Annotated in this window: 18 protein-coding genes; 10 read left to right on the top strand and 8 right to left on the bottom strand. The window is 70.6% G+C overall.

Features of this window, described 5'->3' with window-relative positions; genetic code table 11:
• Positions 1 to 102 precede the first annotated feature (102 nt).
• Positions 103 to 1,815 carry a hydrogenase maturation protein gene (locus tag ACIQI7_RS36275; RefSeq protein ID WP_401118414.1) on the top strand — a complete coding sequence of 571 codons (1,713 nt, stop codon included), beginning with the start codon at positions 103 to 105 and terminating at the stop codon, positions 1,813 to 1,815.
• A gap of 118 nt (positions 1,816 to 1,933) precedes the next feature.
• On the opposite strand, the gene ACIQI7_RS36270 is transcribed toward ACIQI7_RS36275, so the two are convergent.
• Entirely contained in the window at positions 1,934 to 2,812 is an 879-nt protein-coding gene (locus tag ACIQI7_RS36270; RefSeq protein ID WP_401118412.1) for an MHYT domain-containing protein, read from the bottom strand.
• A gap of 285 nt (positions 2,813 to 3,097) precedes the next feature.
• Positions 3,098 to 3,556, bottom strand: a complete 459-nt coding sequence (locus ACIQI7_RS36265; protein ID WP_401118409.1) for a VOC family protein — start codon at positions 3,554 to 3,556, stop codon at positions 3,098 to 3,100.
• A gap of 376 nt (positions 3,557 to 3,932) precedes the next feature.
• Here ACIQI7_RS36265 and ACIQI7_RS36260 point away from each other — a divergent pair, with 376 nt between their 5' ends.
• Positions 3,933 to 6,701 (top strand): restriction endonuclease, encoded by a 2,769-nt coding sequence (locus ACIQI7_RS36260; RefSeq protein WP_401118408.1) that lies wholly within the window; start codon positions 3,933 to 3,935, stop codon positions 6,699 to 6,701.
• 241 nt (positions 6,702 to 6,942) lie between these two features.
• On the opposite strand, the gene ACIQI7_RS36255 is transcribed toward ACIQI7_RS36260, so the two are convergent.
• The 3 genes from ACIQI7_RS36255 to ACIQI7_RS36245 all read right to left on the bottom strand — a co-directional run bounded on the left by ACIQI7_RS36255 (position 6,943) and on the right by ACIQI7_RS36245 (position 9,185).
• Positions 6,943 to 7,758 carry a hypothetical protein gene (locus tag ACIQI7_RS36255; protein ID WP_401118405.1) on the bottom strand — a complete coding sequence of 272 codons (816 nt, stop codon included), beginning with the start codon at positions 7,756 to 7,758 and terminating at the stop codon, positions 6,943 to 6,945.
• Positions 7,719 to 8,156 carry a hypothetical protein gene (locus ACIQI7_RS36250; RefSeq protein ID WP_401118403.1) on the bottom strand — a complete coding sequence of 146 codons (438 nt, stop codon included), beginning with the start codon at positions 8,154 to 8,156 and terminating at the stop codon, positions 7,719 to 7,721. The genes ACIQI7_RS36255 and ACIQI7_RS36250 overlap by 40 nt, the downstream gene beginning before the upstream one ends.
• 507 nt (positions 8,157 to 8,663) lie before the next feature.
• Entirely contained in the window at positions 8,664 to 9,185 is a 522-nt protein-coding gene (locus tag ACIQI7_RS36245; RefSeq protein WP_401118401.1) for a TnsA-like heteromeric transposase endonuclease subunit, read from the bottom strand.
• Positions 9,186 to 9,350: 165 nt separating this feature from the next.
• Here ACIQI7_RS36245 and ACIQI7_RS36240 point away from each other — a divergent pair, with 165 nt between their 5' ends.
• Both ACIQI7_RS36240 and ACIQI7_RS36235 read left to right on the top strand, forming a co-directional pair.
• Positions 9,351 to 9,785: a MarR family transcriptional regulator gene (locus tag ACIQI7_RS36240; RefSeq protein WP_359905720.1), complete on the top strand. Its 435-nt coding sequence runs from the start codon at positions 9,351 to 9,353 to the stop codon at positions 9,783 to 9,785.
• A gap of 535 nt (positions 9,786 to 10,320) precedes the next feature.
• The gene (locus ACIQI7_RS36235) at positions 10,321 to 11,610 is read left to right on the top strand and encodes an MFS transporter (protein WP_401118521.1); all 1,290 of its coding nucleotides are present in this window, start codon (positions 10,321 to 10,323) and stop codon (positions 11,608 to 11,610) included.
• Between the two features lie 64 nt (positions 11,611 to 11,674).
• On the opposite strand, the gene ACIQI7_RS36230 is transcribed toward ACIQI7_RS36235, so the two are convergent.
• Complete coding sequence (locus ACIQI7_RS36230; RefSeq protein ID WP_401118398.1) at positions 11,675 to 12,193, bottom strand: GNAT family N-acetyltransferase; 519 nt, start codon at positions 12,191 to 12,193, stop codon at positions 11,675 to 11,677.
• 46 nt (positions 12,194 to 12,239) lie between these two features.
• Here ACIQI7_RS36230 and thpR point away from each other — a divergent pair, with 46 nt between their 5' ends.
• Complete coding sequence (gene thpR, locus ACIQI7_RS36225) at positions 12,240 to 12,827, top strand: RNA 2',3'-cyclic phosphodiesterase (RefSeq protein ID WP_401118395.1); 588 nt, start codon at positions 12,240 to 12,242, stop codon at positions 12,825 to 12,827.
• A gap of 294 nt (positions 12,828 to 13,121) precedes the next feature.
• Here thpR and serC read toward each other — a convergent pair whose 3' ends face one another.
• Both serC and ACIQI7_RS36215 read right to left on the bottom strand, forming a co-directional pair.
• The gene (serC, locus tag ACIQI7_RS36220) at positions 13,122 to 14,240 is read right to left on the bottom strand and encodes a phosphoserine transaminase (protein WP_401118389.1); all 1,119 of its coding nucleotides are present in this window, start codon (positions 14,238 to 14,240) and stop codon (positions 13,122 to 13,124) included.
• 172 nt (positions 14,241 to 14,412) lie between these two features.
• Positions 14,413 to 15,513 (bottom strand): citrate synthase 2, encoded by a 1,101-nt coding sequence (locus ACIQI7_RS36215; protein ID WP_380447642.1) that lies wholly within the window; start codon positions 15,511 to 15,513, stop codon positions 14,413 to 14,415.
• 423 nt (positions 15,514 to 15,936) lie between these two features.
• On the opposite strand from ACIQI7_RS36215, the gene pdxH reads away from it, so the two are divergent.
• The 5 genes from pdxH (at position 15,937) to ACIQI7_RS36190 (ending at position 23,825) form a co-directional block, all read left to right on the top strand.
• Positions 15,937 to 16,569 (top strand): pyridoxamine 5'-phosphate oxidase, encoded by a 633-nt coding sequence (gene pdxH / locus ACIQI7_RS36210; protein ID WP_401118518.1) that lies wholly within the window; start codon positions 15,937 to 15,939, stop codon positions 16,567 to 16,569.
• Positions 16,570 to 16,713: 144 nt separating this feature from the next.
• On the top strand, positions 16,714 to 16,905 hold the full coding sequence (fxsA, locus tag ACIQI7_RS36205; RefSeq protein ID WP_049656076.1) for an FxSxx-COOH cyclophane-containing RiPP peptide: 192 nt from the start codon (positions 16,714 to 16,716) through the stop codon (positions 16,903 to 16,905).
• 241 nt (positions 16,906 to 17,146) lie between these two features.
• Positions 17,147 to 18,550: a TIR-like protein FxsC gene (locus tag ACIQI7_RS36200; RefSeq protein ID WP_401118386.1), complete on the top strand. Its 1,404-nt coding sequence runs from the start codon at positions 17,147 to 17,149 to the stop codon at positions 18,548 to 18,550.
• Positions 18,540 to 22,553: an FxSxx-COOH system tetratricopeptide repeat protein gene (gene fxsT, locus ACIQI7_RS36195; RefSeq protein WP_401118384.1), complete on the top strand. Its 4,014-nt coding sequence runs from the start codon at positions 18,540 to 18,542 to the stop codon at positions 22,551 to 22,553. The genes ACIQI7_RS36200 and fxsT overlap by 11 nt, the downstream gene beginning before the upstream one ends.
• Before the next feature lie 45 nt (positions 22,554 to 22,598).
• Entirely contained in the window at positions 22,599 to 23,825 is a 1,227-nt protein-coding gene (locus ACIQI7_RS36190; RefSeq protein WP_401118381.1) for an FxsB family cyclophane-forming radical SAM/SPASM peptide maturase, read from the top strand.
• Positions 23,826 to 23,861 lie beyond the last annotated feature (36 nt).

The raw sequence follows: 23,861 nt of genomic DNA, 5'->3' as shown, positions 1-23,861 counted from the left end.
GTGCGTGAGAGTAGAGCGCCGAGGTACGGACCGTAATCATTACGTGTCCATGCCCTGGTTTCATCGCCTGCGCGCGACCCCAGTTCCCGCCGGAGGCCCTCCTTGCGCATTCTCCTGATCGCCAGCGCGTTCAACAGCCTGACCCAGCGCGTCCACACCGCCCTGCGCGAGCGCGGCCACCAGGTCGCCGTCCAACTCGCCCTCGGCGACGAGCAGATGAGAGCGGGGGTGGCCCGCACCGATCCCGAGCTGATCGTCTGCCCGATGCTCACCAAGGCCGTCCCGCAGGACATCTGGTCCACCCGGACCGTCCTGATCGTCCACCCGGGGCCCAAGGGCGACCGCGGCCCCTCCTCGCTCGACCGGGCGATCACCGAGGGGGTGGAGCGCTGGGGGGTCACCGTGCTGCAGGCCGTCGAGGAGATGGACGCCGGCGACATCTGGGCCTCCGTCGAGTTCCCCGTCCCCGCCTGCGGCAAGAGCGAGCTGTACCGGGGCGAGCTCGCGGACGCAGCCGTCGAGGCCGTCCTGCTGGCCGTCCAGCGCTACGAGGGCGGGGTGTACACCCCCGAACCGCTGGACTACTCCCGGCCGGACGTGCACGGCGAACCGCGGCCCTTCCTGCGCCAGGAGGAGCGGCGGATCGACTGGGAGCGGGACGACACCGCCACCGTGCTGCGCCGCCTGCGCGCCGCCGACTCCCAGCCCGGCGTCCTGGACGAGCTGTACGGACGGGAGTTCTTCCTGCACGGCGGCCACCCCGAGGACCAGCTGCGCGGCCCGGTGCCCGGCGCCGTGCTGGCCACCCGGGACGGCGCGATCTGCCGGGCCACCGTGGACGGCGCGGTGTGGATACCCCAGCTGCGCCCGCGCCGCACTCCCGGCGGGCCGGCCACCTTCAAGCTGCCGGCCGCCACCGTGCTCGCCGACGAGCTGCACCGGGTCCGCGAGGTGCCGGTGAGCCCGGAGGCGGCGGGCCGCCGGGACACCTGGTCGGAGCTGCGCTACCGCGAGGAGGGCGACGTCGGCTTCCTCGAATTCGCCTACGCGGGCGGGGCGATGAGCACCGAGCAGTGCCGCCGGCTGCTCGCCGCCTACCGGGCGGCGGCCGAGCGGCCGACCTCGGTGCTGGTGCTCGGCGCGCCCCGGGACTTCTACTCCAACGGGATCCACCTCAACGTCATCCAGGGCGCGGCCTTCCCGGCGCTGGAGTCGTGGGAGAACATCAACGCGATGGACGACTTCGTCGAGGCGGTGCTGACCACGACGGACAAGGTGACGGTGGCGGCGCTGGCCGGGAACGCGGCGGCCGGCGGGCTGATGATGGCGCTCGCCGCCGACGAGGTGTGGTGCCGGGAGTCGGCGGTGCTCAATCCGCACTACCGGCTGATGGGCCTGTACGGCTCCGAGTACTGGACGTACACCCTGCCCCGCCGGGTCGGCGCCGAGCAGGCCGAGCGGCTCACCACCGAGGCGCTGCCGGTCGGCGCCGACCACGCCCGCCGGCTCGGCCTGGTGGACCGTACGGTCGGCGGGGACGCGGCCGGATTCCGCCGCTGGGCGGCCCGCGAGGCGGCCCGGATCGCCGCCTCGCCGGAGCTCACCGGGCGGCTGGTGGACAAGAAGCGCCGCCGCGCGGCCGACGAGGAGGAGAAGCCGCTGGCCGAGTACCGGGCGGAGGAACTGCGCCGGATGCACGCCAACTTCTACCGGGCGGGCGAGCCGTACCACGCGCTGCGGCGGGACTTCGTGCACAAGGTCTGCCCGGTGGCCACGCCGGAGCACGTGGCGGGGCTGCTCGGGCGGCCCGAGTAGCCGTACGGCCTTGGGCGGTCGTGCGGCCCGGGCCGTCGTCAGGGGGAGCGGGCGACGCCCGGCCGGGGTGGGGGGCCCGGCCGGGCGCCCGATCGGGCCCCGCTCCCGACCCGGCGCGTCAGCGCCGGGTCGCCCCGCCCACCGGCCGCCGCCGCCGCTGCTGCGGCGGGACCAGTGGGCTGTCCGGGCCGCCCGGGGTGCGCGCCGCCCGCGCGGCCCCGGGGGCACGCGGGGGCAGCGGGGCGGCCGGACCGGCCAGCAGGGGCTGGGCGTCGGACCGGCTCGGCGAGACGGCGAACGCCAGCGAGCCGAAGAACACGTAGCAGCCGAGCCCGACCCCGAGCGGGAAGATGAACTGGAGCGCCATCACCCCGTCCTCGGTGGAGCGCGAGAAGTCCAGGTGGACGGAGAGCGCCGCCATGCCGGTGTAGTGCATCGCGCAGACCGCCACGCCCATCACCGGCGCCGCCGCCAGCACGGCGATGGTGCCCCGGATGTTCAGCGCGGCCCAGAGCGCGGCCGTGGCCGCGACCACGGCGATCACCACCGAGGCCGCCACGGTGAGCCGGTCGTAGCCGAGCCGGCCGGGCAGCACCATCGCGGCCATGCCCAGGTAGTGCATCGCGGCGACCCCGAGACCGGTGGTCAGCCCGCCGACCAGCAGCGCCAGGGCAGGGTGCCGTCGCCAGTACCCGACGGTGAAGAGCCCGACGCCGACCACGGCGACGGCGACCAGCAGGCTGAGCACGGTCAGGCCGGGCCGGTAGCTGATCTCGACGCCGGTCACGGAGAAGCCGAGCATCGCGATGAAGTGCATGGACCAGATCCCGGCCCCGAGCGAGGTCGAGGCGAACAGCAGCCAGACGGCCCGGGTGCGGCCCTGGGAGACGAGTGCCCAGCGGGCGCTGCGCAGCGCGACGAAGGCGCCGACGCAGGCGACGAAGTACGAGACCGCCGGGGTCACCCAGCCGTGGTCGGCATGGTGGATCGCACCCAATAGAGCTCCCTGGACGAGGGTTGAGGGCACCAGGGCGTGAGCGGACGCGGCTGGCCGGGGAAGGCGCGCGGCAACGGGCACCGGAACGGGAGCGTGGTCCCGCGGGAAGGAGCCTGTCATGTGGTGCCCCTGACAATCGGGCAGAGTAGCCACTGCCCGGTAGTCGCACAATGTTCGTGTTTTTCGTGAAGTGCCAGGTCAGAAAGGACCTTTACGAGGCCTGCATGATCCCGGCACCAACCCCTGACACCGCCTGCGCACCGCCCCCCAGGGCCCGTTCGGTGCTCACTCCAGCGGGGCTAGCCCGAACGGGTGGCCGGCCGGGTCGATCAGCACCCGCAGTGTGCGGCCGTGCTGGTAGGCGGGCTCGGTGGCGCCGAGCGCGAGGGCCTTCGCGGTGGCCTCGTCCAGGTCGTCGACGTAGAAGTCGAGGTGGAAGTGCTTGCTGCCGTCCGGTTCCGTCCACGGCTCCGGCCGGTACCCGGTCACCCGGCCGAAGCCCAGCGGGCTGCCGCCCTCCGGGTTGTCCAGGATCGCGAAGTGCTCGTCCGCGTGCCTGGTCTCCCACCCCAGCAGCTCGCCGTAGAACGCGGCCAGCGCGACCGGGTCGGCGCAGTCGATGGTGACCATGGCGAGCCGGGCGAAGCCGGTGTCGCCGGGCCCGGTGCGCTCGGACCGCTCGGACCGCTCGGACGGCCGCGGCCGTTCGGACCGCTCGGACTGCTCGGTGGCGAGGTCGGACATGGCAGGTCGGCCCTTCTGGGAGTCGAGAGCTGGGGCCCAAGACCCAATATGGCACCGGGGTGACTGTCCTGTCTCCCCCATCGGAACACTTGGCACGCTCGCCGACCTGGCGGGTGAATGGTAGGGCTACCTACCTCTGGTTCGCGTGTCCAGCCGAACTCTTCAGATCTGGGCCACGACAGCGTTCTCAGACCAGAGCGGAACGGGCAGGCTGCCGATCCATGGTTCCAACGGGTGTGGTGCCACGTGAGCCCAAGGCTTGGCTTCGTTGAGCTGGCCTTCAGCTCTGCACGCCGAGCTGAATGAACATCAACTAGCGAGAGGGACAACGAAGTACGGACTCACGATGTCACTAGTGGCCCCTATGATGGTGGCCATGGAGCGCGTAGTGGTCCAGGACTATCAGGTCCTGGTGCTGGCATCAGGAGACACAACCGCAGCGAAGAATAATTCAAAGGGCCGCCTCTTTGAGAAGTTCGTCGCCCTCCTATTGCATGAGTATGGCTATGAAGCGCCAACCGTAGGAGACTTGAATGTAACGGCGGATGGCATCGAAATCGACATAGCTGCCACAAGCTCCATCGGCGGGCAGTCTGCGATTGTTGAGTGCAAATCTTACACGTCGAATGTGAAAGCCCAAGCATGCACGTCATTCCTGGGGAAGCTGCAGCTAGCGCGATATGAAGGCGATCCGAACGTCTCCGGCTACCTGTTTGTAATCCCGAGGCTTGTTGCGCAAGGGGAAGAAGTATCCAGAAAAGCCGCAGCCATGGATAAGCTCTTTAGATACTTCAATGTTTCTGACATTGTTGAGCTACTGCGCGGGCGCGGGCTAATTTCCGAACTTTCACAGTTGACCCCAATTGTTCCCGCGCATAGTGATCCGGCTATCATTATTGCGGAAGATGGAATCTTCACATGTGTAAAGATTCTTGACCCAGAGTCTCATCGGGCGGACTCGATCCTTATTTGGTCTGCCAGCGGATCCAGGGTGCCTGCCAGCGTAAAGTCCCTATTGAAGGGGGAAGTCTATGCTGCCGGCCTGCCCATAAAGACAGTCTCAGATCTAGGGAAGGTAGAAACGCACGAAGAGCGCGAGGATATTTTCCCATTCACGATCGTAAGGGTGCGTGGAAGTTCGGCCGATTTTGAGTACCAGCTTCCTGCTTCGCCAGAGTACTTCGTGGGTCGAGAATCAACGATCCTGGACCTAAAGGGGTTCGTGCGGAAGCGTTCCGGGACGCTAGTCTTGAATGCTCAGTCCGGCTGGGGGAAGAGTTCGCTTGCGCTACAGCTTCAGAGAATTGTAGAGGACGAGCGCGGCTACTCTATCGTAGTAGATAGTCGAACGGCCACAAATCCGAGATTTGTATCAGAAGTCTTGCGCGAAGCTGCCAATGAAGCGCAAGAGCACGGACTCGTAACGCTTCCCAGCGATTCGTCGTGGGCCAGCCTGGCTAGCTCTATCTGGACCTTGAGGCGCGCCCGCTGGGCGGATGATGGGCGTCCGATCCTGATCTTCTTTGATCAATTCGAGAATGTTTTCCAGAGCGAAGACGTAACGCGAGAATTCCGTGATCTGGCATTGATGGTGCCGGATTCAGGAATCCCGCTCATGGTGGGTTTCGCCTGGAAAACCGACTTGGTTGCCTGGACAGAGTCGCATCCATTTCGCCTGCGTGATGAAATTCGAAGCAATAGCACATTTGTTTCCGTTGGGCCAATGGGTGCTCAGGAAGTGGACGCTCTACTCAGGAGACTTGAGCACAGGCTTGGCGTGAGAATTTCCCGAGACTTGCGCCAGCGGATTCGAGAGTACTCCCAGGGCCTTCCGTGGCTCTTTAAGAAGTTGAGCGGCCACATTATTAGTGAGCTTGAGACTCGCCAGAAGACGCAAGAGCAGCTGGTGAGTGAGTCTCTTAACGTGCAGAGCTTGTTCGACTCGGATCTGGCGGGTCTTTCACCGATTGAGAGTGATGCGCTTAGGCACATCGCCAGGTTCGCTCCAGTCTCCGCAGTCGATGTGACCGAAAAGTACAATGGTGCCGCGATTCAGTCTCTTCTGGACTCGCGCCTGGTTGTAGCGGTCGCAGAAAAGCTGGATACTTACTGGGATACCTTTAGGGACTTTCTTAACACAGGGCGCGTGCCAATCGAGGACTCTTATATTGTTCGACAGAGTCCGCGAGCCGTGGCAGAACTGATCTTTGCCGTGTTGGAGCTGGGAGGCGATGCCACCGTATCGGATCTTGCGACAGATCTCGGCGTCAGCACGAAAGTCATCTATAATCGGTCGCGTGAGCCGCGCCTCTTCGGCCTTACGGCATATGAGCCCCAGCGTGTTAAGATTCTTGACGACGTGATCAACGCGGATAGCATTGAAACTGAGATCCGGCGCAGGGTTGCGGCAGCACTTAAAAGAAATAGGGCCTACTCGTCATTCACGAGCTTGGCTGAGCGGGGTGGTAATGGCGTTGCGGCGGCAGCATATGCCCGAGAACTTACGAATGCTTTCCCGGCGGTAGCTGCCCAGCCCCCATCATGGCTTGGCTATGCGCGGTGCTTTGCCCTCTGGTTTGACTATGCGGGTCTTGCCGTCTTCGAAAACGATAGGCTTTACCTTCCGCCAGATGGTCACGTACCGCGAGGATCGTTGCGTTCTCGCCAGTCGCCCGGGCGGGCGAAGGGATTCGTTCTCAGAACTCCTAAGCCAGCTTTTGACCTCCTGGCCGAACTGGCAAATGGTTCAGTTGCTTTGAAGGTTACCAGCTCTTGGAGCAGGGCAAAGCGGATGGCCATGCGGGAATTGATTACCCTGAAGCTTGCATCCGAGAGCAATGGGTTATTGTACATCTCGTCAAATGTCGCCGATGGAAATGGGAATATCGTTCCAGGTTCCATCATTGAGGCGATCAGGTCGATCCCAGGCGGCTCCGCGGCTCTAGAGTTGCTGCGTAAGGATCCGCGCGTTAACAATCATGAGCTTGGCTTGCTTATGTGTGCTGGATATGGGGCAGGATGGGGTGATTCGACGATCTATAAGGCTGGGAAGGACTTTCGAAGTTGGGCGAGGAGGGCTGGTATTGATGTAGTCCGTGCACGACCCGTTGTCGAGGAGCCAGCTGAGGGGACCACGCTATTCTGATGGCAAGTCATGTGAATTCCTTTCTGTGGATGTTTTCCTCATGAGATTCACGCTTGTGTCTTTGCTGTGCCAGATGCACCCCTCAATCCGCTCAAACTTTGGATTCCAAGCGCGCTCTATCGCGGGCGCCACGCGGCGGTGGCGGAGAATGTTGGATCCTGCGCGGCGGTTGCGGCCATATCACAATGCACTGCGGGAATTGCGTTCAATGCTACTCTCGTGTGGTAATTTTACTAATGCGCTAGTTTGCCCTGGAGAGTATTCTCGAGTCGTTGATCTGTCGCCAGCTGACTGGCAGAAGCTCCAGATAGTCCTCACCGGACAGTGTGAGCGGAAGGTAGCCGCATGCCTGCACGAGCGACGTGTACTTCTCGTTCGGCGACATCGCCCGTTTCGGCCGGTATGGGTTTCGGAGGCTGTCATGAGGCCGGGCTTGCCAGCCCGCGATCAGCCACTCGTCGAACAAGTTCTGGAGCTCAGGGACGGTCCAGGGCATCAGCCTCAACGTTCGCGCCGCGGCGGGAGACGTTCGGCCCCATGTAGCCGGCGACGTGCTGACAGAACAAAGGTGTTGATCGCTCTGAACGTGGCCTCGACGATGGTGTCCGATAGAAATACCTTCCCGCCGTCGATGACGATCGTGTCCGGGACGATCACTGGCCGGGCGGCGGCCTGTTCCATCCGAGCATCCACGTCCAGCAGGCGGGCATGCGGCAGCTGCGAGGCGGCCATCCGCAGCGAGGGGGACCAGCCTGGCCATCGGCTCAGGGACCAGCATTTTGGCCAGCAGCAGCGCTGCATCCACCGCTTTCGTGCCGACCGGCCGGAGAGCGGCCGCACAGAAGGTCCGGGTGGCAACATCGACCACAATGGGCAGGTCGGCGCGAATGGTCTGCCCGGAGTCCACCACCACCATCACGTCGATCGGGGTGGAGTCGATCTGCACCTGCTCACCAGGCCTTGCGGCGAGCGTCGGGGTGAACGTTCCCGCTGGACGATTCGCTGTCTGCCGTCGGGTCACCGCCGAGCCGAAGGTGTGACGGCCGGTGGAAAGCACGTCGACGAGCTTGTAGAACGTGCTCCGGCTCGGCTGCGGAACCACTCCGGGCCGTACGTCGCCTCCACCGCATTGACCACCCGACGGATCAGCCTCGAACGGGTGCCCGCCGAGACATCGGTCTCCGCGTCCAGTGCCTGGCGGATCACCTCGATCAGCCGGGCGTCTGCCCGGCCCGTCGCTTCCCACTCCTGTACCGCGCGCTGATCGACCAGGCCCCATAGGCCCTGACTCGTGTACTTGGACCGCTTGGTTTGGACAGTTCGAGTGCTCACGCCCAACTCGGCAGCCTTCGCCTCGGTGCGTTGCACGACCGACTGGTTCTGCGGGTCGAACTCCGGACACGGTTGGGTGCCCGGCGGCGCTTCAGGTGGGAGCCCCGTCTCGACCTCCACCACGTGTCGTTCCCAATTCCGGGCATCAGCCAGGACCCGCTCAGGCAGGCTGTCCAACGGCGTGAACGGTTCCAGTGAGGGAGGCGCATCGGAGCCCACGACTGCGAAGTCGGGGGCGGCCATTGGGAACGACGCGAGCACGACTTGGTCAGGCCCGTCCAGAGATCGCAGACGGATCGCCGTTCCAGCCAGTGCGACGACCTGGTGCTCGCCACCGTCGTAGACGACCCAATCCCCCGGCCGCAGTACCGGGGCGAACCCGGCGGCCCATCAGCTACGCTCCGCGGGACGGACCATGCTCAACGCATGCAGCGGTACGGATGTTTCCGCCAAGAGTTCATGACGCCACAGCAGGTGAAACAGCACCGGAAGGGACCGCGATCGGATCCCCTGCCACCTGGGCTCCGTCCATGACAGGCCGTGGCTGGCTGAAGACGTCACGAAGAGCGTGGGCAACATCCGTCAGGTGGTGACGGGGGCGCCGGTATCCCGACAGCCACCGCATGTTGCTCACCAGGACGGAGTCAGGCGCACCGACCAACCGGTACTCCCGGCCGAGCACCTCACAAGCGTGGCGTGTGGCCTCGAATTCACCAGGTCACGTGGCTTCCTGCGTTCAATCGGCCGGCAGTCCACGACCACCGCTGACCCGTCGCACTGGCGGGCGAAGTAGTCGGGTGCGTGGGACAGGCTCCGACCCTCGTCGGTCGTCCAGAAGAGCCAGAACGGCTGCGAGGTGATCCCAACGACCGCCGGATCGAAGTCCAGCAGCAGCACGTGATCCCGCTCCAGCCACGACTCGTAGCCGACATGGCGTTCCACTGTGGACGACCACCACCGGTCTGGGAGATTGTGCTGGCCCTTGTACGACCGGATCTCGCGTGCCGGAGCAGCATCCTCGAAGGGTACTGCCCACGCGTCTGCCAATGGCAGCCGGACCTCGCTACCGACACGCCTGCTGTACCCGACCTCGAACCCGCCAACGGACGTCTCGTGTGTGCCCCCAGGCAGGACGCGTAGCCCGACACTCACGAACGGAGCAACGGCACAGCAGGCGGAAGGTAACCCTGAGCACTGAAAGATCACAAGCAAGGTAACTCAGGACGGTGAAGCCATCACAGCGACAGGACAGTGACCCTCCGGCACGGCGGCGGAATCCCATTTTCCTTAGCGAGAGTAATGACGTAAGCTAAAGAGATGCCCGAGATGTCCGAGCAGGACCTCGCAGCGGTCAGTCAGCTGCGATCGTCCACGATGCGCCTCTCCCGACGACTCAAACACCAACGGGTGGAGGAGTCGCTGAGTCCCACCGAGATGGGAGTGCTGGGCACCCTCGCCCGGTGCGGAAAGGCGACGCCGGGTGAGCTCGCCCGGAAGGAGCACGTGCAGCCCCCTTCGATGACCAGGATCGTCGCGATGCTGGAGGAGAAGGGGCTGGTGCGGCGCGAGCCGCACCCCGAGGACCGCCGACAGGTGGTCGTCAGCAGCACCGAGCAGGCCGAGACGATCCTCGCGGAGAGTCGTCGACGCCGGAACGTCTGGCTCGCCGAGCTCGCCCAGGGGCTCGACGAGGAGGAGTGGGCCGTCCTCAGGGAGGCCGCGCCCGTGCTCTACAAGCTCGCACACCTCTAGGCACACCGAATCCGGCAAGCCGCCGGAAGAACGAGGAGCACCGCATCACCGCAGGACCGACCACCGACACCAGGAGCGGGGCGGCCCCCCCCCAGGCCCGCGCGCCCCCCGGGGGGGCCCCCCCGGCACCCCCCGCCCCCCCCCCCCCCCCCCCCCGGACCCCCCCCCCCCCCCCCCCCCCCCCCCCCCCCCCCCCCCCCCCCCCCCCCCCCCGCCCGGCGGGCCCCCCCCCGCCCCCCCGCCCCCCCCCCCCCCCCCCGGGCGCCCCCCCCCCCCCGCCCGGCCCCCCCCGCCACGAGGGGAGACCACCGTGACACCGCCGGCCGCAGCCAGCGCCGCCATCCGTACCGACGACCCGACCACCCACCCCGCCGCGGCCACCGCGACCGCCGACGCCCAGGCCCCCGCCCCCGCGGGACTGCCCGGCAACGGCGACGACGACCCCGACGAACGCACCGCGGCGGACCCCGCCGCTCCCGGCCGGACCCGCCCGGCCACGTCTCCCACAGGCGCCGAGTTCACCCGGCCCCGGGGGATGTTCTCCTCACTGCGCGTTCGCAACTACCGCTACTACTTCGCCGGCCAGGTGGTGTCCAACACCGGCACCTGGATGCAGCGGATCGCCCAGGACTGGCTGGTGCTGAGCCTCACCGGCAGCCCGCTCGCGGTCGGCATCACCACCGCCATGCAGTTCCTGCCGATGCTGCTGCTCGGCCTGTTCGGCGGCGTGCTCGCGGACCGGATGCCCAAGCGCCGGCTGCTGATCTACACCCAGGGCGCGATGGGCCTGCTGGCCGCCGGCCTCGCGGTGCTGACCGTCGGCGGCGTGGTGACGCCGTACTACGTGTACGCCTTCGCGCTGCTGCTCGGCCTGGTCACGGTCGTGGACAACCCGACCCGGCAGGCCTTCGTCTCCGAGATGGTCGGGCCCAAGGACCTCGCCAACGCCGTCAGCCTGAACGCCGCCAACTTCCAGACCGCCCGGTTGGTCGGCCCCGCCGTCGCGGGCCTGCTGATCGCCGCGGTCGGCAGCGGCTGGGCGTTCGCCGTCAACGCGCTGTCCTTCGCCGCCGTGATCGGCGGACTGCTCGCGATGCGGGAGGGCGAACTGCGTCCGACCGAGCCGATCGCCCGCGAGAAGGGACAGCTGCGCGAGGGCCTGCGGTACGTCAGGGAGCGGCCCGAACTGCTCTGGCCGATGGTGCTGGCCGGGTTCATCGGCACCTTCGGCTTCAACTTCCCGACACTGCTCTCCGGGTTCGCGTACGACACCTTCGAGGTGGGCGCCGGCCAGTACGGCCTGCTGAACACCGCGATGGCGATCGGCTCGCTGACCGGTGCGCTGCTCGCCGCCCGCCGGGGCGCGCCGCGGCTGCGCCGGCTGGTCGGCGCCGCGCTGGCCTTCGGCACGCTGGAGGTGGTCGCCGCGTTCGCGCCCGACTACTGGACCTTCGCGCTGCTGCTGATGCTGATCGGGGTCTTCGGGCTGACCTTCAACACCTCGGTCAACGCCTCGCTGCAGCTGGCCACCGACCCCGAGGTGCGCGGCCGGGTGATGGGCCTGCTGGTGCTGGTCTTCACCGGCGGCACGCCGATCGGCGCCCCGATCGTCGGCTGGGTCACCGCCTCGTACGGGCCCCGGCTCGGCCTGCTGGCCTGCGGGCTGGTGTCCGCGGCGGCGGCCGGCGCGGTCGGTCTGGTGCTGGCCCGCAGCGCGGACCTGCGGGTGCGGTTCGACCTGCACCCGGGCCGCGGCGGCCGGGTGGTGGCCTTCGTGCCGCGCGCCGGCGCGACCAACAAGTCCGAGCTCGCCCCGGCCTGCTGACGGAGAGTCGGGTTTCCCCGAGGTCCTCGTCGGCCTTCGGGGAAACCAGGGTGGGGACTTCGGGTCAGAGGCGGATCTCCAGAACCTGGCCGGGCCAGACGCCGTGCGGCTGGTCGACCTCGAACGCCACGGTCTCGGTGAAGCCGAGCGCCCGGTAGCGGCCGACCAGCTTGCGGTCGGCGCCGCCGTAGCAGTCCACCCGCAGCAGGCCGATGCCGCGCCGGCGGGCCTCCTCGATCGCGTCGGCGATCAGCGCGGCACCGATGCCGGAGCCCTTGCGGTCGCGGTCGGTGACCAGGTTGCGGACGTACAGCTCGCGCTCGTCCACGGCGGGGATCCACCGGCCGCGGTCCTCGGAGAGCACGCAGCAGCCGACCGTGCGGCCGTCCCCGTCCTCGGCGAGGCGGATCAGGAACGGCTCCTCGGCGTACGAGGAGACCTGGTCGATTCGGGCCTGGTTGGTGCTGAACGGCTGGTCGCCCCACTGGCCGGTGCGGCCCTGGGCGGTCAGCCAGGAGACGGCACCGTCGAGCAGGGACAGGATGTCGGGGACGTCCGAGGGGCCCCCGTTGCGGATCTTCATGGAAGAACGTTCTACCCCAGACCGCCGGGCGCGGGAAGATTGGTCCATGAGGCTGTTCGTGGCGGTACTGCCCTCGGCCGGGGCGCTGCAGGGGCTCTTCGACGCCGTCGCTCCGCTGCGGGAGCTGCCCGGGGCGGAGCGGCTGCGCTGGACCGGCGTCGACGGCTGGCACCTGACCCTGGCCTTCCTGGGCGAGGTGCCGGCCGAGCGGCTGCCGGAGCTGGAGGCGGGCCTGGCCGCCGTCAGCGAGGTGCATTCGGTGCACCGGCTGCGGATCGCGGGCGCGGGCCGGTTCGGCGACCGGGTGCTCTGGGCCGGCGTCGAGGGCCAGACCTGGGCGCTGCGCCGGCTGGCCGACGCCGTGACCGAGGCCACCGCCGAGGTCACCGGGGCGACCGACGACTTCGCCTTCCACCCGCACCTCACCCTCGCCCGGGCCGGCTCCTCGCGCGGCCACCGGCGGGCCGTGCAGCGGGTCGCGGCGGCCGAGCTGGACGGCATGGTGGCGGCGCTGGCCGGCTACCGGGGGCCGGAGTGGACGGCCGCCGAGCTGCACCTGGTGCGCAGCGGCCTGGGCGGCGGCGCCGCGCACTACGAGACGCTGCGCAGCTGGCCGCTGGCGGACTGGGGCTGAGCTCCTGGGGCGCCCCCGGGGCAGGGCCCGGGCGGAGTCCCGGATGAGCCGGAGGTACGCTCGTTGACCGTGGATCCCAAGACTCGTATGCGCATCGTCTCCGGCACCCTGGTGCTGATGCTGGTCGTCGTGCTGATCAGCTCGCTGGTCGGACGCTAGCCGCGTCGGCCCGCGTCGGCCCGCGTCGACCGCGAAGCCGCAGTGGCCGGGCAGGCCGAAGGGCCCCGGCTCCGGAACGGCGAGAGGGCCACCGCCCGTCGGCGGTGGCCCTCGGCCGTGTCCTCGGGGGCCGGGTCAGAGCTGCTCGACCACGTAGTCGATGCAGTGGGTGAGCGCCTCGACGTCCGCCGGGTCGATCGCCGGGAACATCGCGATGCGCAGCTGGTTGCGGCCCAGCTTGCGGTACGGCTCGGTGTCCACGATGCCGTTGGCACGCAGTGCCTTGGCGACCGCGGCGGCGTCCACCGACTCGTCGAAGTCGATGGTGCCGACGACCTGGGAGCGCTCGGCCGGGTTCGCCACGAAGGGGGTGGCGAAGGAGGACTTCTCGGCCCAGGAGTACAGCCGGGACGAGGAGTCGGCGGTGCGGGCGACCGCCCAGTCCAGGCCGCCGTTGCCGTTCATCCACTCCAGCTGGTCGGCCAGCAGGAAGAGGGTGGCGATCGACGGGGTGTTGTACGTCTGGTCCTTCGACGAGTTGTCGATGGCCGTCGGCAGCGAGAAGAACGGCGGGACGTAGCGCCCGGAGCCGGCGATCTCGGCGGCGCGCTCCAGGGCGGCCGGGGAGAAGGTGGCCAGCCACAGGCCGCCCTCGGAGGCGAAGGACTTCTGCGGGGCGAAGTAGTAGACGTCCGTCTCGGTGATGTCCACCGGCAGGCCGCCGGCGCCCGAGGTGGCGTCCACCAGGACCAGCGAGCCCTCGTCCGCGCCGGCCGGGCGCGCGATCGGCATCGCGACGCCGGTCGAGGTCTCGTTGTGGGTGAGCCCGTAGACGTCCACGCCGGCCTCGGCGACCGGCAGCGGGTGGGTGCCCGGGGCGGTCTTGATCACGGTCGGCTCGCCGAGCCACGGCGCGGCCTTGACCGAGGAGGCGAACTTCGAGGAGAACTCGCCGAAGTCCAGGTGCTGGGACTTCTCCCGCACCAGGCCGAAGGCGGCGATGTCCCAGAAGGCGGTGGAGCCGCCGTTGCCGAGGACGACCTGGTAGCCGTCCGGCAGCGAGAAGAGGCTGCTCACGCCCTCGCGCACGCGCTTGACCACGTTCTTGACCGGGGCCTGGCGGTGCGAGGTGCCGAGCAGGGAGGTCTGGGTGGCGGCGAGGGCACTCAGGGCCTCGGGGCGCACCTTGGACGGTCCGCAGCCGAAACGGCCGTCTGCGGGCTTGATGTCAGCGGGGATCTGGATCTGAGCCACGCGCGCAGCCTACCGGCCGGGGGTCCCGCGGGGTACGGTCGTCCGCCCGCTGAGACTGTGATCTTGGCTGCTCGCGGGCCGGTCGCGGGCGGGCGACAGCGGGCCCGGCCGGAGCCGGACCCGCTGCTCAGGGGTGCTGACCGGACGCTCGTCCGGTATCCCGCGGGGGCGGTCAGCGGGCGATGGCGTCCCAGCCCTCGATCTCCTCGGGGCGGCGCGGGCCGGGGCCGATGTAGCGCGCGGACGGGCGCACGAGCCGGCCCGTGCGCTTCTGCTCCAGGATGTGCGCCGACCAGCCGGCGGTGCGCGCGCAGGTGAACATCGAGGTGAACATGTGCGCCGGGACCTCGGCGAAGTCCAGCATGATGGCGGCCCAGAACTCGACGTTGGTGGCCAGCACGCGGTCGGGGCGGCGGTTGTGCAGCTCCTCCAGGGCGGCCTTCTCCAGCGCCTCGGCGACCTCGAAGCGCGGCGCGCCGAGCTCCTTGGCGGTGCGGCGCAGCACGCGGGCGCGCGGGTCCTCGGCGCGGTAGACGCGGTGGCCGAAGCCCATCAGGCGCTCGCCCTTGTCCAGGGCGTTCTTGACCCAGGCGGTCGCGTCGCCGGTGCGCTCGATCTCCTCGATCATGCCGAGCACCCGGGACGGCGCGCCGCCGTGCAGCGGGCCGGACATCGCGCCGACCGCGCCGGAGAGGGCGGCCGCGACGTCGGCGCCGGTGGAGGCGATGACCCGGGCGGTGAAGGTGGAGGCGTTCATGCCGTGCTCGGCGGCCGAGGTCCAGTAGGCGTCGACGGCCTTGACGTGCTTCGGGTCCGGCTCGCCGCGCCAGCGGATCATGAACCGCTCGACGACCGTCTCGGCCTTGTCGATCTCGCTCTGCGGGACCATCGGCAGGCCCTGGCCGCGGGCCGACTGGGCGACGTAGGACAGCGCCATCACGGCGGCCCGGGCGAGGTCGTCGCGGGCCTGCTCGGCGTCGATGTCCAGCAGCGGCTTGAGGCCCCAGACCGGGGCGAGCATGGCGAGGGCCGACTGCACGTCGACCCGGATGTCGCCGGAGTGCACGGGGATCGGGAACGGCTCGGCGGCCGGCAGGCCGGGGTTGAACTTGCCGTCCACCAGCAGGCCCCAGACGTGGCCGAAGGAGACGTTGCCCACCAGGTCGTCGATGTCGACACCGCGGTACCGCAGGGCGCCGCCTTCACGGTCGGGTTCGGCGATCTCGCTCTCGAACGCGACGACTCCCTCAAGCCCGGGTACGAAATCGGACATGCGACGGCTCCTTCAGTTCAGTTCCGCGATCGGCGCACCCGCCGTGGTGGGGCGGCGCGCCAGTGACCGAATGGTGTTTGGCACTCGGTGCCAGGGTGACAGGCACGGGGTGCATTGCGCCATACACCACCATGGTGATGTTTCCCGCGGGCCCGGTCGGTCTTCCCGTCGGGGGGTCGTCCGCGCCCCGGAGGCCCGGAACCAAAACGGCTCGTTCCGGACAATTCCCCGCATGGCGGGCGGCCAAGCGGTGGCGGGACACCTTATCTCCCGCCGAGGTTTGTCCGGAGGAAGCGGTCCCCGTTGCTTGTCGTACGGGATGATGTTGGCGTGCAGACCCCGGATCGCGCCCAGTCGACGCCCCCGAGCCCCGCCTACCGGATCCTGGCCGACGAGGCCCGCCCCGGCCCGGACCTCACCGTGATGCGCAAGCACTACAGCCACGAGGGCCTGGTCGAGGAGCAGCTCGCGCCCGAGCCGATCGGCCAGTTCACCCGCTGGTTCCACGAGGCGGACGACGCCGGGGTGGTGGAACCCAACGCGATGGTGCTCTCCACCGCCGACGCCGAGGGGCGGCCCAGCTCCCGCACCGTCCTGCTCAAGGGCTACGACCTGCGCGGCTTCGTCTTCTTCACCAACTACGGCTCCCGCAAGGGGGCCGAACTGGCCGCCAACCCGTACGCCGGGCTGCTGTTCCCGTGGATCGCGCTGGCCCGCCAGGTGATCGTCCAGGGCCGGGTGGAGAAGGTCGGCCGGGACGAGACCGCCGCCTACTTCCGCACCCGCCCGCACGGCTCCCAGCTGGGCGCCTGGGCCAGCGAGCAGTCCAGCCCGGTCGGCGGCCGGGAGGTCCTCGAACAGCGCTACGCCGAGCTGGAGCGGCGCTACCCGGAGGGCGAGGGCGTGCCCGTCCCGCCGTTCTGGGGCGGGTACCGGGTGGTGCCGCGGAGCGTCGAGTTCTGGCAGGGCCGGGAGAACCGCCTGCACGACCGGCTCCGCTACGTCGCCGATCCGTCCGGCCCGACGGGGTGGCGGGTGGAGCGGCTCTGCCCGTGATCCGTTCGGCCCACGGCCTCCGCGCGGCGTCCGCGCGGAGCTGATGGACCGTCACGGCCCGGGTGTAGGATGCCCGTCGCGGACCTGGGCCGATGCACTTCCGGCCGGCAGCCCGCTGTGCCGACACGATCGAGTGAGGGACTGATGGGCGTCACCGGTGCGGAAACCGCCGCTGGACTCGGCTCTGACCTGGTCGACGTCGCCGCCCTGCCGCTCGACGAACTCGACGCCCTGCCCGACACCGTCCTCGGCGACCTGTTGCGCCGGGTGGTCGCGGACGCCCTGACCCCCGGCGCGGAGCCGCTGGCCGCCTTCCAGTCGGCCCTCGACCGGTAGCGCGCCGCCCGGCGCCCGCGCCCCCTCGTCCGGCGCGCCGATCCCCCCGGGCGCCCGCGCCCCCGTCGGCGCGCCCCCGAGCGCCGGAGCGCTCCCGACCGGGCGAGTGCGCCTGACCACCGGCTAAACCCCCCGAGGCCGCCGATTCCGCCAACTCTCCAGCGTGGACGGTGGAGTTCACGACATGCTGGGGTATGAAACCAGCGCCGTCGCGGACCGTCGGGCACGGGGGGAACAGGTGATGGAGCACGAACAACACCGGCCGTACTTCTTCTTCAGCTACGCGCGCCGGGACTTCGAGGCCGAGGACGCCTTCGTCAACCAGTTCTTCAACGACCTGCGGGACGAACTCGGCCGGATGGTCGGCGCCGCCGTGCGCGTCGAGGAACTGGCCTACCGGGACACCGAACAACTGCGCCTGGGCGACGACTGGGCCGAGAAGCTGGCGACGATGCTCGGCCGCAGCCGCACCATGGTCGCGCTCTACTCCCCGGCCTACTTCGCCAGCCTCTACTGCGGCAAGGAGTGGACCGCCTTCCGCGGCCGGGTCCGCCGCCACCACGAGGACACCGGGGAGCTCATCTCGGCGCTCGTCCCGGTGCTCTGGGAGCCCGTCGAGCCGGGCGGCCTGGCCGACGAGGTGAACAAGATCCAGTGGGCCCAGCCGGACATGGGCGAGGCCTACGCCCGGCACGGCCTGCGGGCGCTGCTGCGCACCGCGCAGGCCGGGGCGTACGAGCAGGTCGTCCGGGTGGTCGCGGAGCGGGTCCGGGACGCGGCCGCGCGCCGGCTCGGCGAACTGCCCGAGTTCGACCTCGGCGCCGTGCGCGGCTACTTCCCGCCCCCGGCGGCGCCGCCCGCGGCGTCCGCGCCCGGGATGGTGCGGCTGTTCATCGCGGCCGGGCGCGCCTCGGAGGGCGCCGCCGCGGGCGGCTCCCGCGCGGGCGGCTGGTACGGCGCCAAGCCCTGGCACTGGGCGCCGTACCACCCGCCCACCCAGCCGTCGCTGGCCGCCCGCGCCCAGCAGGTGATCACCGGCGCCGGGCACACCACCACGCTGGAGGAGGTCGACGCCTCCCTCGCCGACAAGCTCGACCAGGCCCGCGAGGACAGCCAGGTCAGCATCCTGCTGGTGGACCCCTGGGTGGCCGGCGGCGAGCGCTACCGCACCGCGCTGCGCGCCTATGACGAGCAGAACCACCCGGTCACCGGCGTGATGGTGCCCGCCGGCAGCGACGACCCGGCCGACGGGCCGGGGCGCGACGCGCTCTGGGCGGGCGTGCGCGACGTGTTCCGGCGCAACTGGCTGCGCCGGAGCGACCTGGAGCACTTGTTCCGGGTCAAAGTGAGCCGGGAGAGCTTCGACAACGAGCTCACCATCATGGTGACGGTCGCCCAGAACAAGCTCATGGACGACAACCTGGATTGGGGGGACGATGGCGGCGACGCCTTCGGCTTCGGCCCCGGCGGCGGCCCGGACACCGGCCCGGCGATGCCCGGGCTGGCCATCCCGGCCGGCCCGCCGGGCCCCCGCCAGGGGACCGTACGCGTCGACCGGGGCCGCCCGGGATCCACGGACCTGCCGCACCAGAGACGGGGCGAGGACACCGCCCCGCTGAGGGGGGAGAAGCACGATGACCACTGAGCCCGGCCCGGAGCCGGAGCGCGGCGGACCGGGATCGGTCGTCACGTTCTACTCCTTCAAGGGCGGCACCGGCCGCACCATGGCGCTCGCCAACGTCGGCTGGATCCTCGCCAGCCGCGGACTGCGCGTCCTGGTCGTCGACTGGGACCTGGAGGCGCCCGGCCTCCACCGCTACTACCACCCGCTGCTGGTCGACCCCGAACTGCACTCCACCGACGGCCTGATCGACCTGCTGCGCTCCTACGTCCGGCAGGCGCTGCCCTCCGCCGCCGGGCCGGTCGGCCAGTCCCCGGCCGCCTGGCTGGACGAGCCCGGGCGGCTGGACGGCTACGTCTGCGGCCTCGCCCTCGACCTGCCGCCCGGCGGCCGGCTCGACTTCCTGCCCGCCGGCCGGCAGAACGCCGCCTACGCCGCCGCCGTCACCAGCTTCAACTGGCGCAGCTTCTACCACGGCCGGGACATCCGCGGCGGCGAGTTCCTGCGCGAGCTGCGCGACCGCTGGGCCCGCGCGTACGACTACGTCCTCATCGACAGCCGCACCGGCGTCAGCGACACCTCCGGCATCTGCACCGTCCTGATGCCCGACACCGTGGTGGACTGCTTCACCTTCAGCGCCCAGAACATCCGCGGCGGCGTCGACGCCGCCCGCGCCATCGCCGAGGCCGAGGAGCGCGCGATCCGGGTGCTGCCGGTGCCGATGCGGGTCGAGGACGCCGAGCAGGAGCGCCTGGAGGCCGGCCGCGACTACGCCCGCGAGGCCTTCGCCCCCTACCTCGGCCGCTGGCTGGCCGGCGACCGCCGGGCCGGCTACTGGGCCGACGTCGAGGTGCCGTACAAGCCCTTCTACGCCTACGAGGAGGTGCCCGCCACCGTCGCCGACCGGCCGCAGGAGGCCCGCAGCCTGCTCAACGCCTTCGAACGGCTGGCCGGCTGGATCACCGAGGGCCGGGTCCGCACCCTGCGCCCGCTCACCGCCGAGACCCGCCGCCGGCTCTACGGCGCCTACCTGCGCTCCGCCCGCGCGGTGCCGCGCCAGGTGTTCGTCAGCTACGCCCCCGAGGACCGGATGTGGGCCGAGTGGGCCGCCGGGACGCTCACCCGCTTCGGCTACCAGACCTCCCTGCACAGCGCCGCCGAGACCTACGCCGGCTCCCGGCCGCCGGAGGTCGCCGGACCGGTCGACGGCCAGGGCCGACTGCTCGCGCTGCTCTCGCCCGAGTACACCGCGCTGCCCCGCGCCGCCGAGGTCTGGCAGGGCCTGCAGGGGCGCGAACTGGCCTCCGGTTCACCCGCCCTGGTCTCCTTCCGGCTCCAGGACTCGGACGAACCGGTGCCCCGCCCGTTCGCCGGGCAGCCGGTGCCCGACCTGGTCCGCTCCTCCGCGGTCGGCGCCGAGTCCCAGCTCTACGCCGAGTTCGGCCCGCCGCCCGGCAGCAACCGCCAGCCCGACACCGACAGCGGCGAGTTCGTCGCCCCCGCGCGGTTCCCCGGCACCGCCCCGCAGGTCCAGGACGCGCCCTCGCGCAACGCCGCCTTCATCGGCCGCGGCAAGCTGCTGGAACTGCTCCGCAACCGCTTCACCGGCGGGCCCACCGCCGTGCTCAGCCAGGTGCTCTACGGCTTCGGCGGCGCCGGCAAGTCCCAGATCGCCGCCGAGTACGCGCACCGCTTCAAGGCCGCGTACGACGTGGTCTGGTGGGTGCCCGCCGAGGAGCCCGCCAACATCCCGCAGAAGCTCGCCGAACTCGCGCCCCGGCTCGGCGTCCCCACCAGCGACGACGTCGCGCACACCGCCGCCGCCGTGCTCGACGCGCTGCGCCGCGGCCAGCCGTACCGCCGCTGGCTGCTCGTCTTCGACAACGCCGGCACCCCCGAGGAGCTCGCCCCCTGGCAGCCGGCCGGCTCCTCCGGCGGGCACGTGCTGATCACCTCCCGCAACCAGGGCTGGGCCCGGCACGCCGGCCTGGTGGAGGTCGACGTCTTCCTCCGAGAGGAGAGCGTCCGGCTGCTGCGCCGCTTCAACGGCGGCCTCTCCTCGGAGGACGCCGACCAGGTCGCGCACCGCCTCGGCGACCTGCCGCTCGCCGTCGGCCAGGCCGCCGTCTGGCTCCAGGAGACGTCGATGCCGATCGCCACCTACCTCGAACTGCTCGACGAAGAGCTCACCGAGATGCTGGAGCGCACCCGGCTGCGCGCCGCCGACTACCCGCACTCGGCCGCCGCGACCTGGCGCATCTCGGTCGAGGAGCTGCGCCGGATGAACGCCCCGGCCGCCCAGATCCTGGAGATCTGCGCCTTCTTCGGCCCGGACGCCATCCCGATGCGGCTGCTCTACAGCCGGGCCGTCACCCGCGCCCTGCGGCTGCCCCCGCGCGCGCCCCGCGACAAGCTCGCGATCGGCGAGTTCCTGCGCGCCATCAACCGGTTCGGGCTCGCCCGCACCGACCAGGGCAGCGAGACCATCACCGTGCACCGGCTGGTCCAGGCGGTGCTGCGGGACCAGGTCGAGGAGGAGCGGCGGGCCGAACTGCGCGGCGTCGTCCACGCCGCGCTCGCCACCGCCAACCCCGGCGACCCGGACGTGCCCGTGAACTGGGCCGAGTACGCCGAACTCCTGCCCCACCTCTGGCCGTCCGGGGCGCTCGACAGCGCCGACGAGGACGTCCGGCAGTGGATCATCGACTCGGTGCGCTACCAGTGGAAGCGCAGCCTGCACGAGTCCGGCCGGGAACTGGCCGAACGGACCCTGGAGCACTGGCGCCAGGACGGCTACGGCGGGCCCGGCTTCGACGTCGACAACGACGCCCAGACGCTCATGCTGCGCACCCAGCTGAGCAACATCCGCCGCTCCCAGGGCGCCCTGCAGGAGGCGTACGAGATGGACCGGGACATCCTGGAGCGCTTCACCGCGACCCTGGGCCCGGAGCACTCGCACACCCTCGCCGTCGCCAACAGCCTCGGCGCCGACCTGCGCTTCCTCGGCCGGTACGACGAGGCCCGGGCGCTCGACCGCCGCACCCTGGACGCCGCCCGGCGCACCCTGGGCCCGGACCACCCGCGGACCCTGATGATCACCAACAACCTCGCCGTCTCCGACTACCTGGCCGGCGACCGCCGGGCCGCCCTGGAACGGCACCGCAGCAACTACCTCCAGCAGCGCGACGCGCTCGGCGCGCACAGCCTCTACGCGCTCTCCTCGGCCTCCAACTACGCCCGCGACCTGCGCGAGACCGGGCGGCTGCGGGAGGCCCTGGACCTGCTGGAGGAGACCGTCCGGATCTACCAGCAGACCATCGGCGACAGCCACACCGACACCCTGCGCGCCCGCAAGAACCTCGCCGTGGCGCTGCGCCGGGCCGGCCGCTACCACGAGGCGCTGGAGATCGACGAGGACATCTACCAGCGCTACCTGGACATCAACGGCGCCGAGCACCCCGACACCCTGGCCGCCGCCACCAACCTGGCCAGCGACCTCAACGCGCTCGGCGACACCGGGCGGGCGATCCCGCTGGCCGAACGGGCCCTCGCGCGGTACCGCGACTACCTGGGCGAGACCCACCCGGTGACGCTGGCCGGCGCCAACAACCTCTCGGTGTACCTGCGGCTGGCGGGGCGCACGGCGGAGGCGCGCGAGCTGTCCGGCCGTACCCTGGCGCAGTTTCGCACCGTCCTCGGCGCGCACCACCTCTACATCCCGATCGCGATGATGAACCACGCCAACGACCTGTCGCTGGGCGGGGAGCTGCAGGCGGCGCTCGACCTGGAGCTGGAGGCCGCGCCGCTGATGTGCGAGGCCCTCGGGCAGGACCACTACGACTCCATCGGCATCAACTCCAACCTCTCGCTCTCGCTGGCCGCCCTCGGGGAGACCGAGCGGGCCGCGGAGCTGCGGGCGGACTGCATCCGGCGGGCCCGGCTCACCCTGGGGGAGGAGCACCCGACCACGATCGCGGTGCGGGCCGGGACGCGGCTGGACTCGGACGTGGAGCCGCCGCACGTGTGACGGCCGGTCGGGTGGTCCGGGTCTCCAGGTCTTAGGCTCACGGGCATGGTGCCGTTCCGGCAGTTCCTGCTGAAGATCCACAGTCGGTGCAACCTGGCCTGCGACTACTGCTACGTGTACGAGGGCGCGGACCAGAGCTGGCGCGAGCGGCCGCGGCGGATGGAGCTCGCGACCGCCCGCCGCACCGCCCGGCGGATCGACGAGCACGCGGCCGAGCACGGGCTGGACGAGGTCTCCGTGGTGCTGCACGGCGGCGAGCCGCTGCTCGTCGGTGCGGCCCACCTGGACGCGCTGCTGGGCGAGTTGGCGGCCGTCCGGCCCCGGGTGCGGTTCACCGTGCAGACCAACGGGCTGCGGCTGCTGGACGAACCGGCGCTGTTCGACGTGCTGCACCGCCACCGGGTCGCGGTCGGGGTCTCGCTGGACGGCGCCAGGGCCGACCACGACCGGCACCGCCGGCTGCCGTCCGGCGCGGGCAGCTGGGCGCGCACCGCCGAGGCGGTGCGGCTGCTCGGCTCGGACCGGCACCGGGAGCTGTTCGCCGGGCTGCTGTGCGTGGTCGACCTGGCGTCGGACCCGGTGGCCACCTACGAGGCGCTGCTGGAGTTCGCGCCGCCCCGGCTCGACCTGCTGCTGCCGCACGCGACCTGGTGCGAGCCGCCGCCGGGCGTGCCGCCGCGGGCGGTGCCGGACGTGCCGCCGTCGGGTGCGGAGCCGGCGTTGTACGGGGAGTGGCTGATCGCCGCCTTCGACCGCTGGTACGGCGCGCCGCGCCGGGAGACCGGGGTGCGGCTGTTCGAGGAGCTGGCGGTGCTGCTGCTCGGCGGGCGGGCGGCCAGCGAGGCGGTCGGGTTGGCGCCCGTCGACCTGGTGGTGGTCGAGGCGGACGGGACGATCGAGCAGGCGGACAGCCTCAAGGTGGCGTACGAGGGCGCCCCGGGGACGGGGCTGGACGTGTGGCGGCACGGCTTCGCGCGGGCGGCCGCGCACCCGGCCTTCCGGGCCCGTCAGCGCGGGCTCGCGGGGCTCGGGCCGGTCTGCGGGGGCTGCCCGTTGGTGCGGGTGTGCGGCGGGGGGTTGTACGCGCACCGGTACGCGGGGGACGGGTTCGGGCATCCGTCGGTGTACTGCGGGGACTTGGACCGGTTGATCCGGCACATTGCGGGGCGGTTGCGGGCGGGGCTTCTGGGGGTCGGGGGACGGGGTGCGGGCTTTCGGGAGGGTGGGGGGCCGGGGGCGGCTCCGGGGGTGGGTGCTGCGGGGGCTGGGTGATTTTCAGACTGCCGGTTCTGGGGGTGGGCCAGGTTG

Source organism: Kitasatospora sp. NPDC092039, from assembly GCF_044756065.1.
Classification (GTDB): domain Bacteria; phylum Actinomycetota; class Actinomycetes; order Streptomycetales; family Streptomycetaceae; genus Kitasatospora.
Note: the sequence above shows the minus strand (reverse complement) of the source record. Positions and strands in the feature narration are given on the sequence as shown.

Coding starts and splice junctions, on each gene's coding strand:
- ACIQI7_RS36265 (WP_401118409.1), bottom strand. CDS start 3,556: ATGTCCGACCTCGCCACCGAGCAGTCCGAGCGGTCCGAACGGCCGCGG.
- ACIQI7_RS36260 (WP_401118408.1), top strand. CDS start 3,933: ATGGAGCGCGTAGTGGTCCAGGACTATCAGGTCCTGGTGCTGGCATCA.
- ACIQI7_RS36240 (WP_359905720.1), top strand. CDS start 9,351: ATGCCCGAGATGTCCGAGCAGGACCTCGCAGCGGTCAGTCAGCTGCGA.
- ACIQI7_RS36235 (WP_401118521.1), top strand. CDS start 10,321: ATGTTCTCCTCACTGCGCGTTCGCAACTACCGCTACTACTTCGCCGGC.
- ACIQI7_RS36230 (WP_401118398.1), bottom strand. CDS start 12,193: ATGAAGATCCGCAACGGGGGCCCCTCGGACGTCCCCGACATCCTGTCC.
- thpR (WP_401118395.1), top strand. CDS start 12,240: ATGAGGCTGTTCGTGGCGGTACTGCCCTCGGCCGGGGCGCTGCAGGGG.
- ACIQI7_RS36215 (WP_380447642.1), bottom strand. CDS start 15,513: ATGTCCGATTTCGTACCCGGGCTTGAGGGAGTCGTCGCGTTCGAGAGC.
- pdxH (WP_401118518.1), top strand. CDS start 15,937: ATGCGCAAGCACTACAGCCACGAGGGCCTGGTCGAGGAGCAGCTCGCG.
- fxsA (WP_049656076.1), top strand. CDS start 16,714: ATGGGCGTCACCGGTGCGGAAACCGCCGCTGGACTCGGCTCTGACCTG.
- ACIQI7_RS36200 (WP_401118386.1), top strand. CDS start 17,147: ATGGAGCACGAACAACACCGGCCGTACTTCTTCTTCAGCTACGCGCGC.
- fxsT (WP_401118384.1), top strand. CDS start 18,540: ATGACCACTGAGCCCGGCCCGGAGCCGGAGCGCGGCGGACCGGGATCG.
- ACIQI7_RS36190 (WP_401118381.1), top strand. CDS start 22,599: ATGGTGCCGTTCCGGCAGTTCCTGCTGAAGATCCACAGTCGGTGCAAC.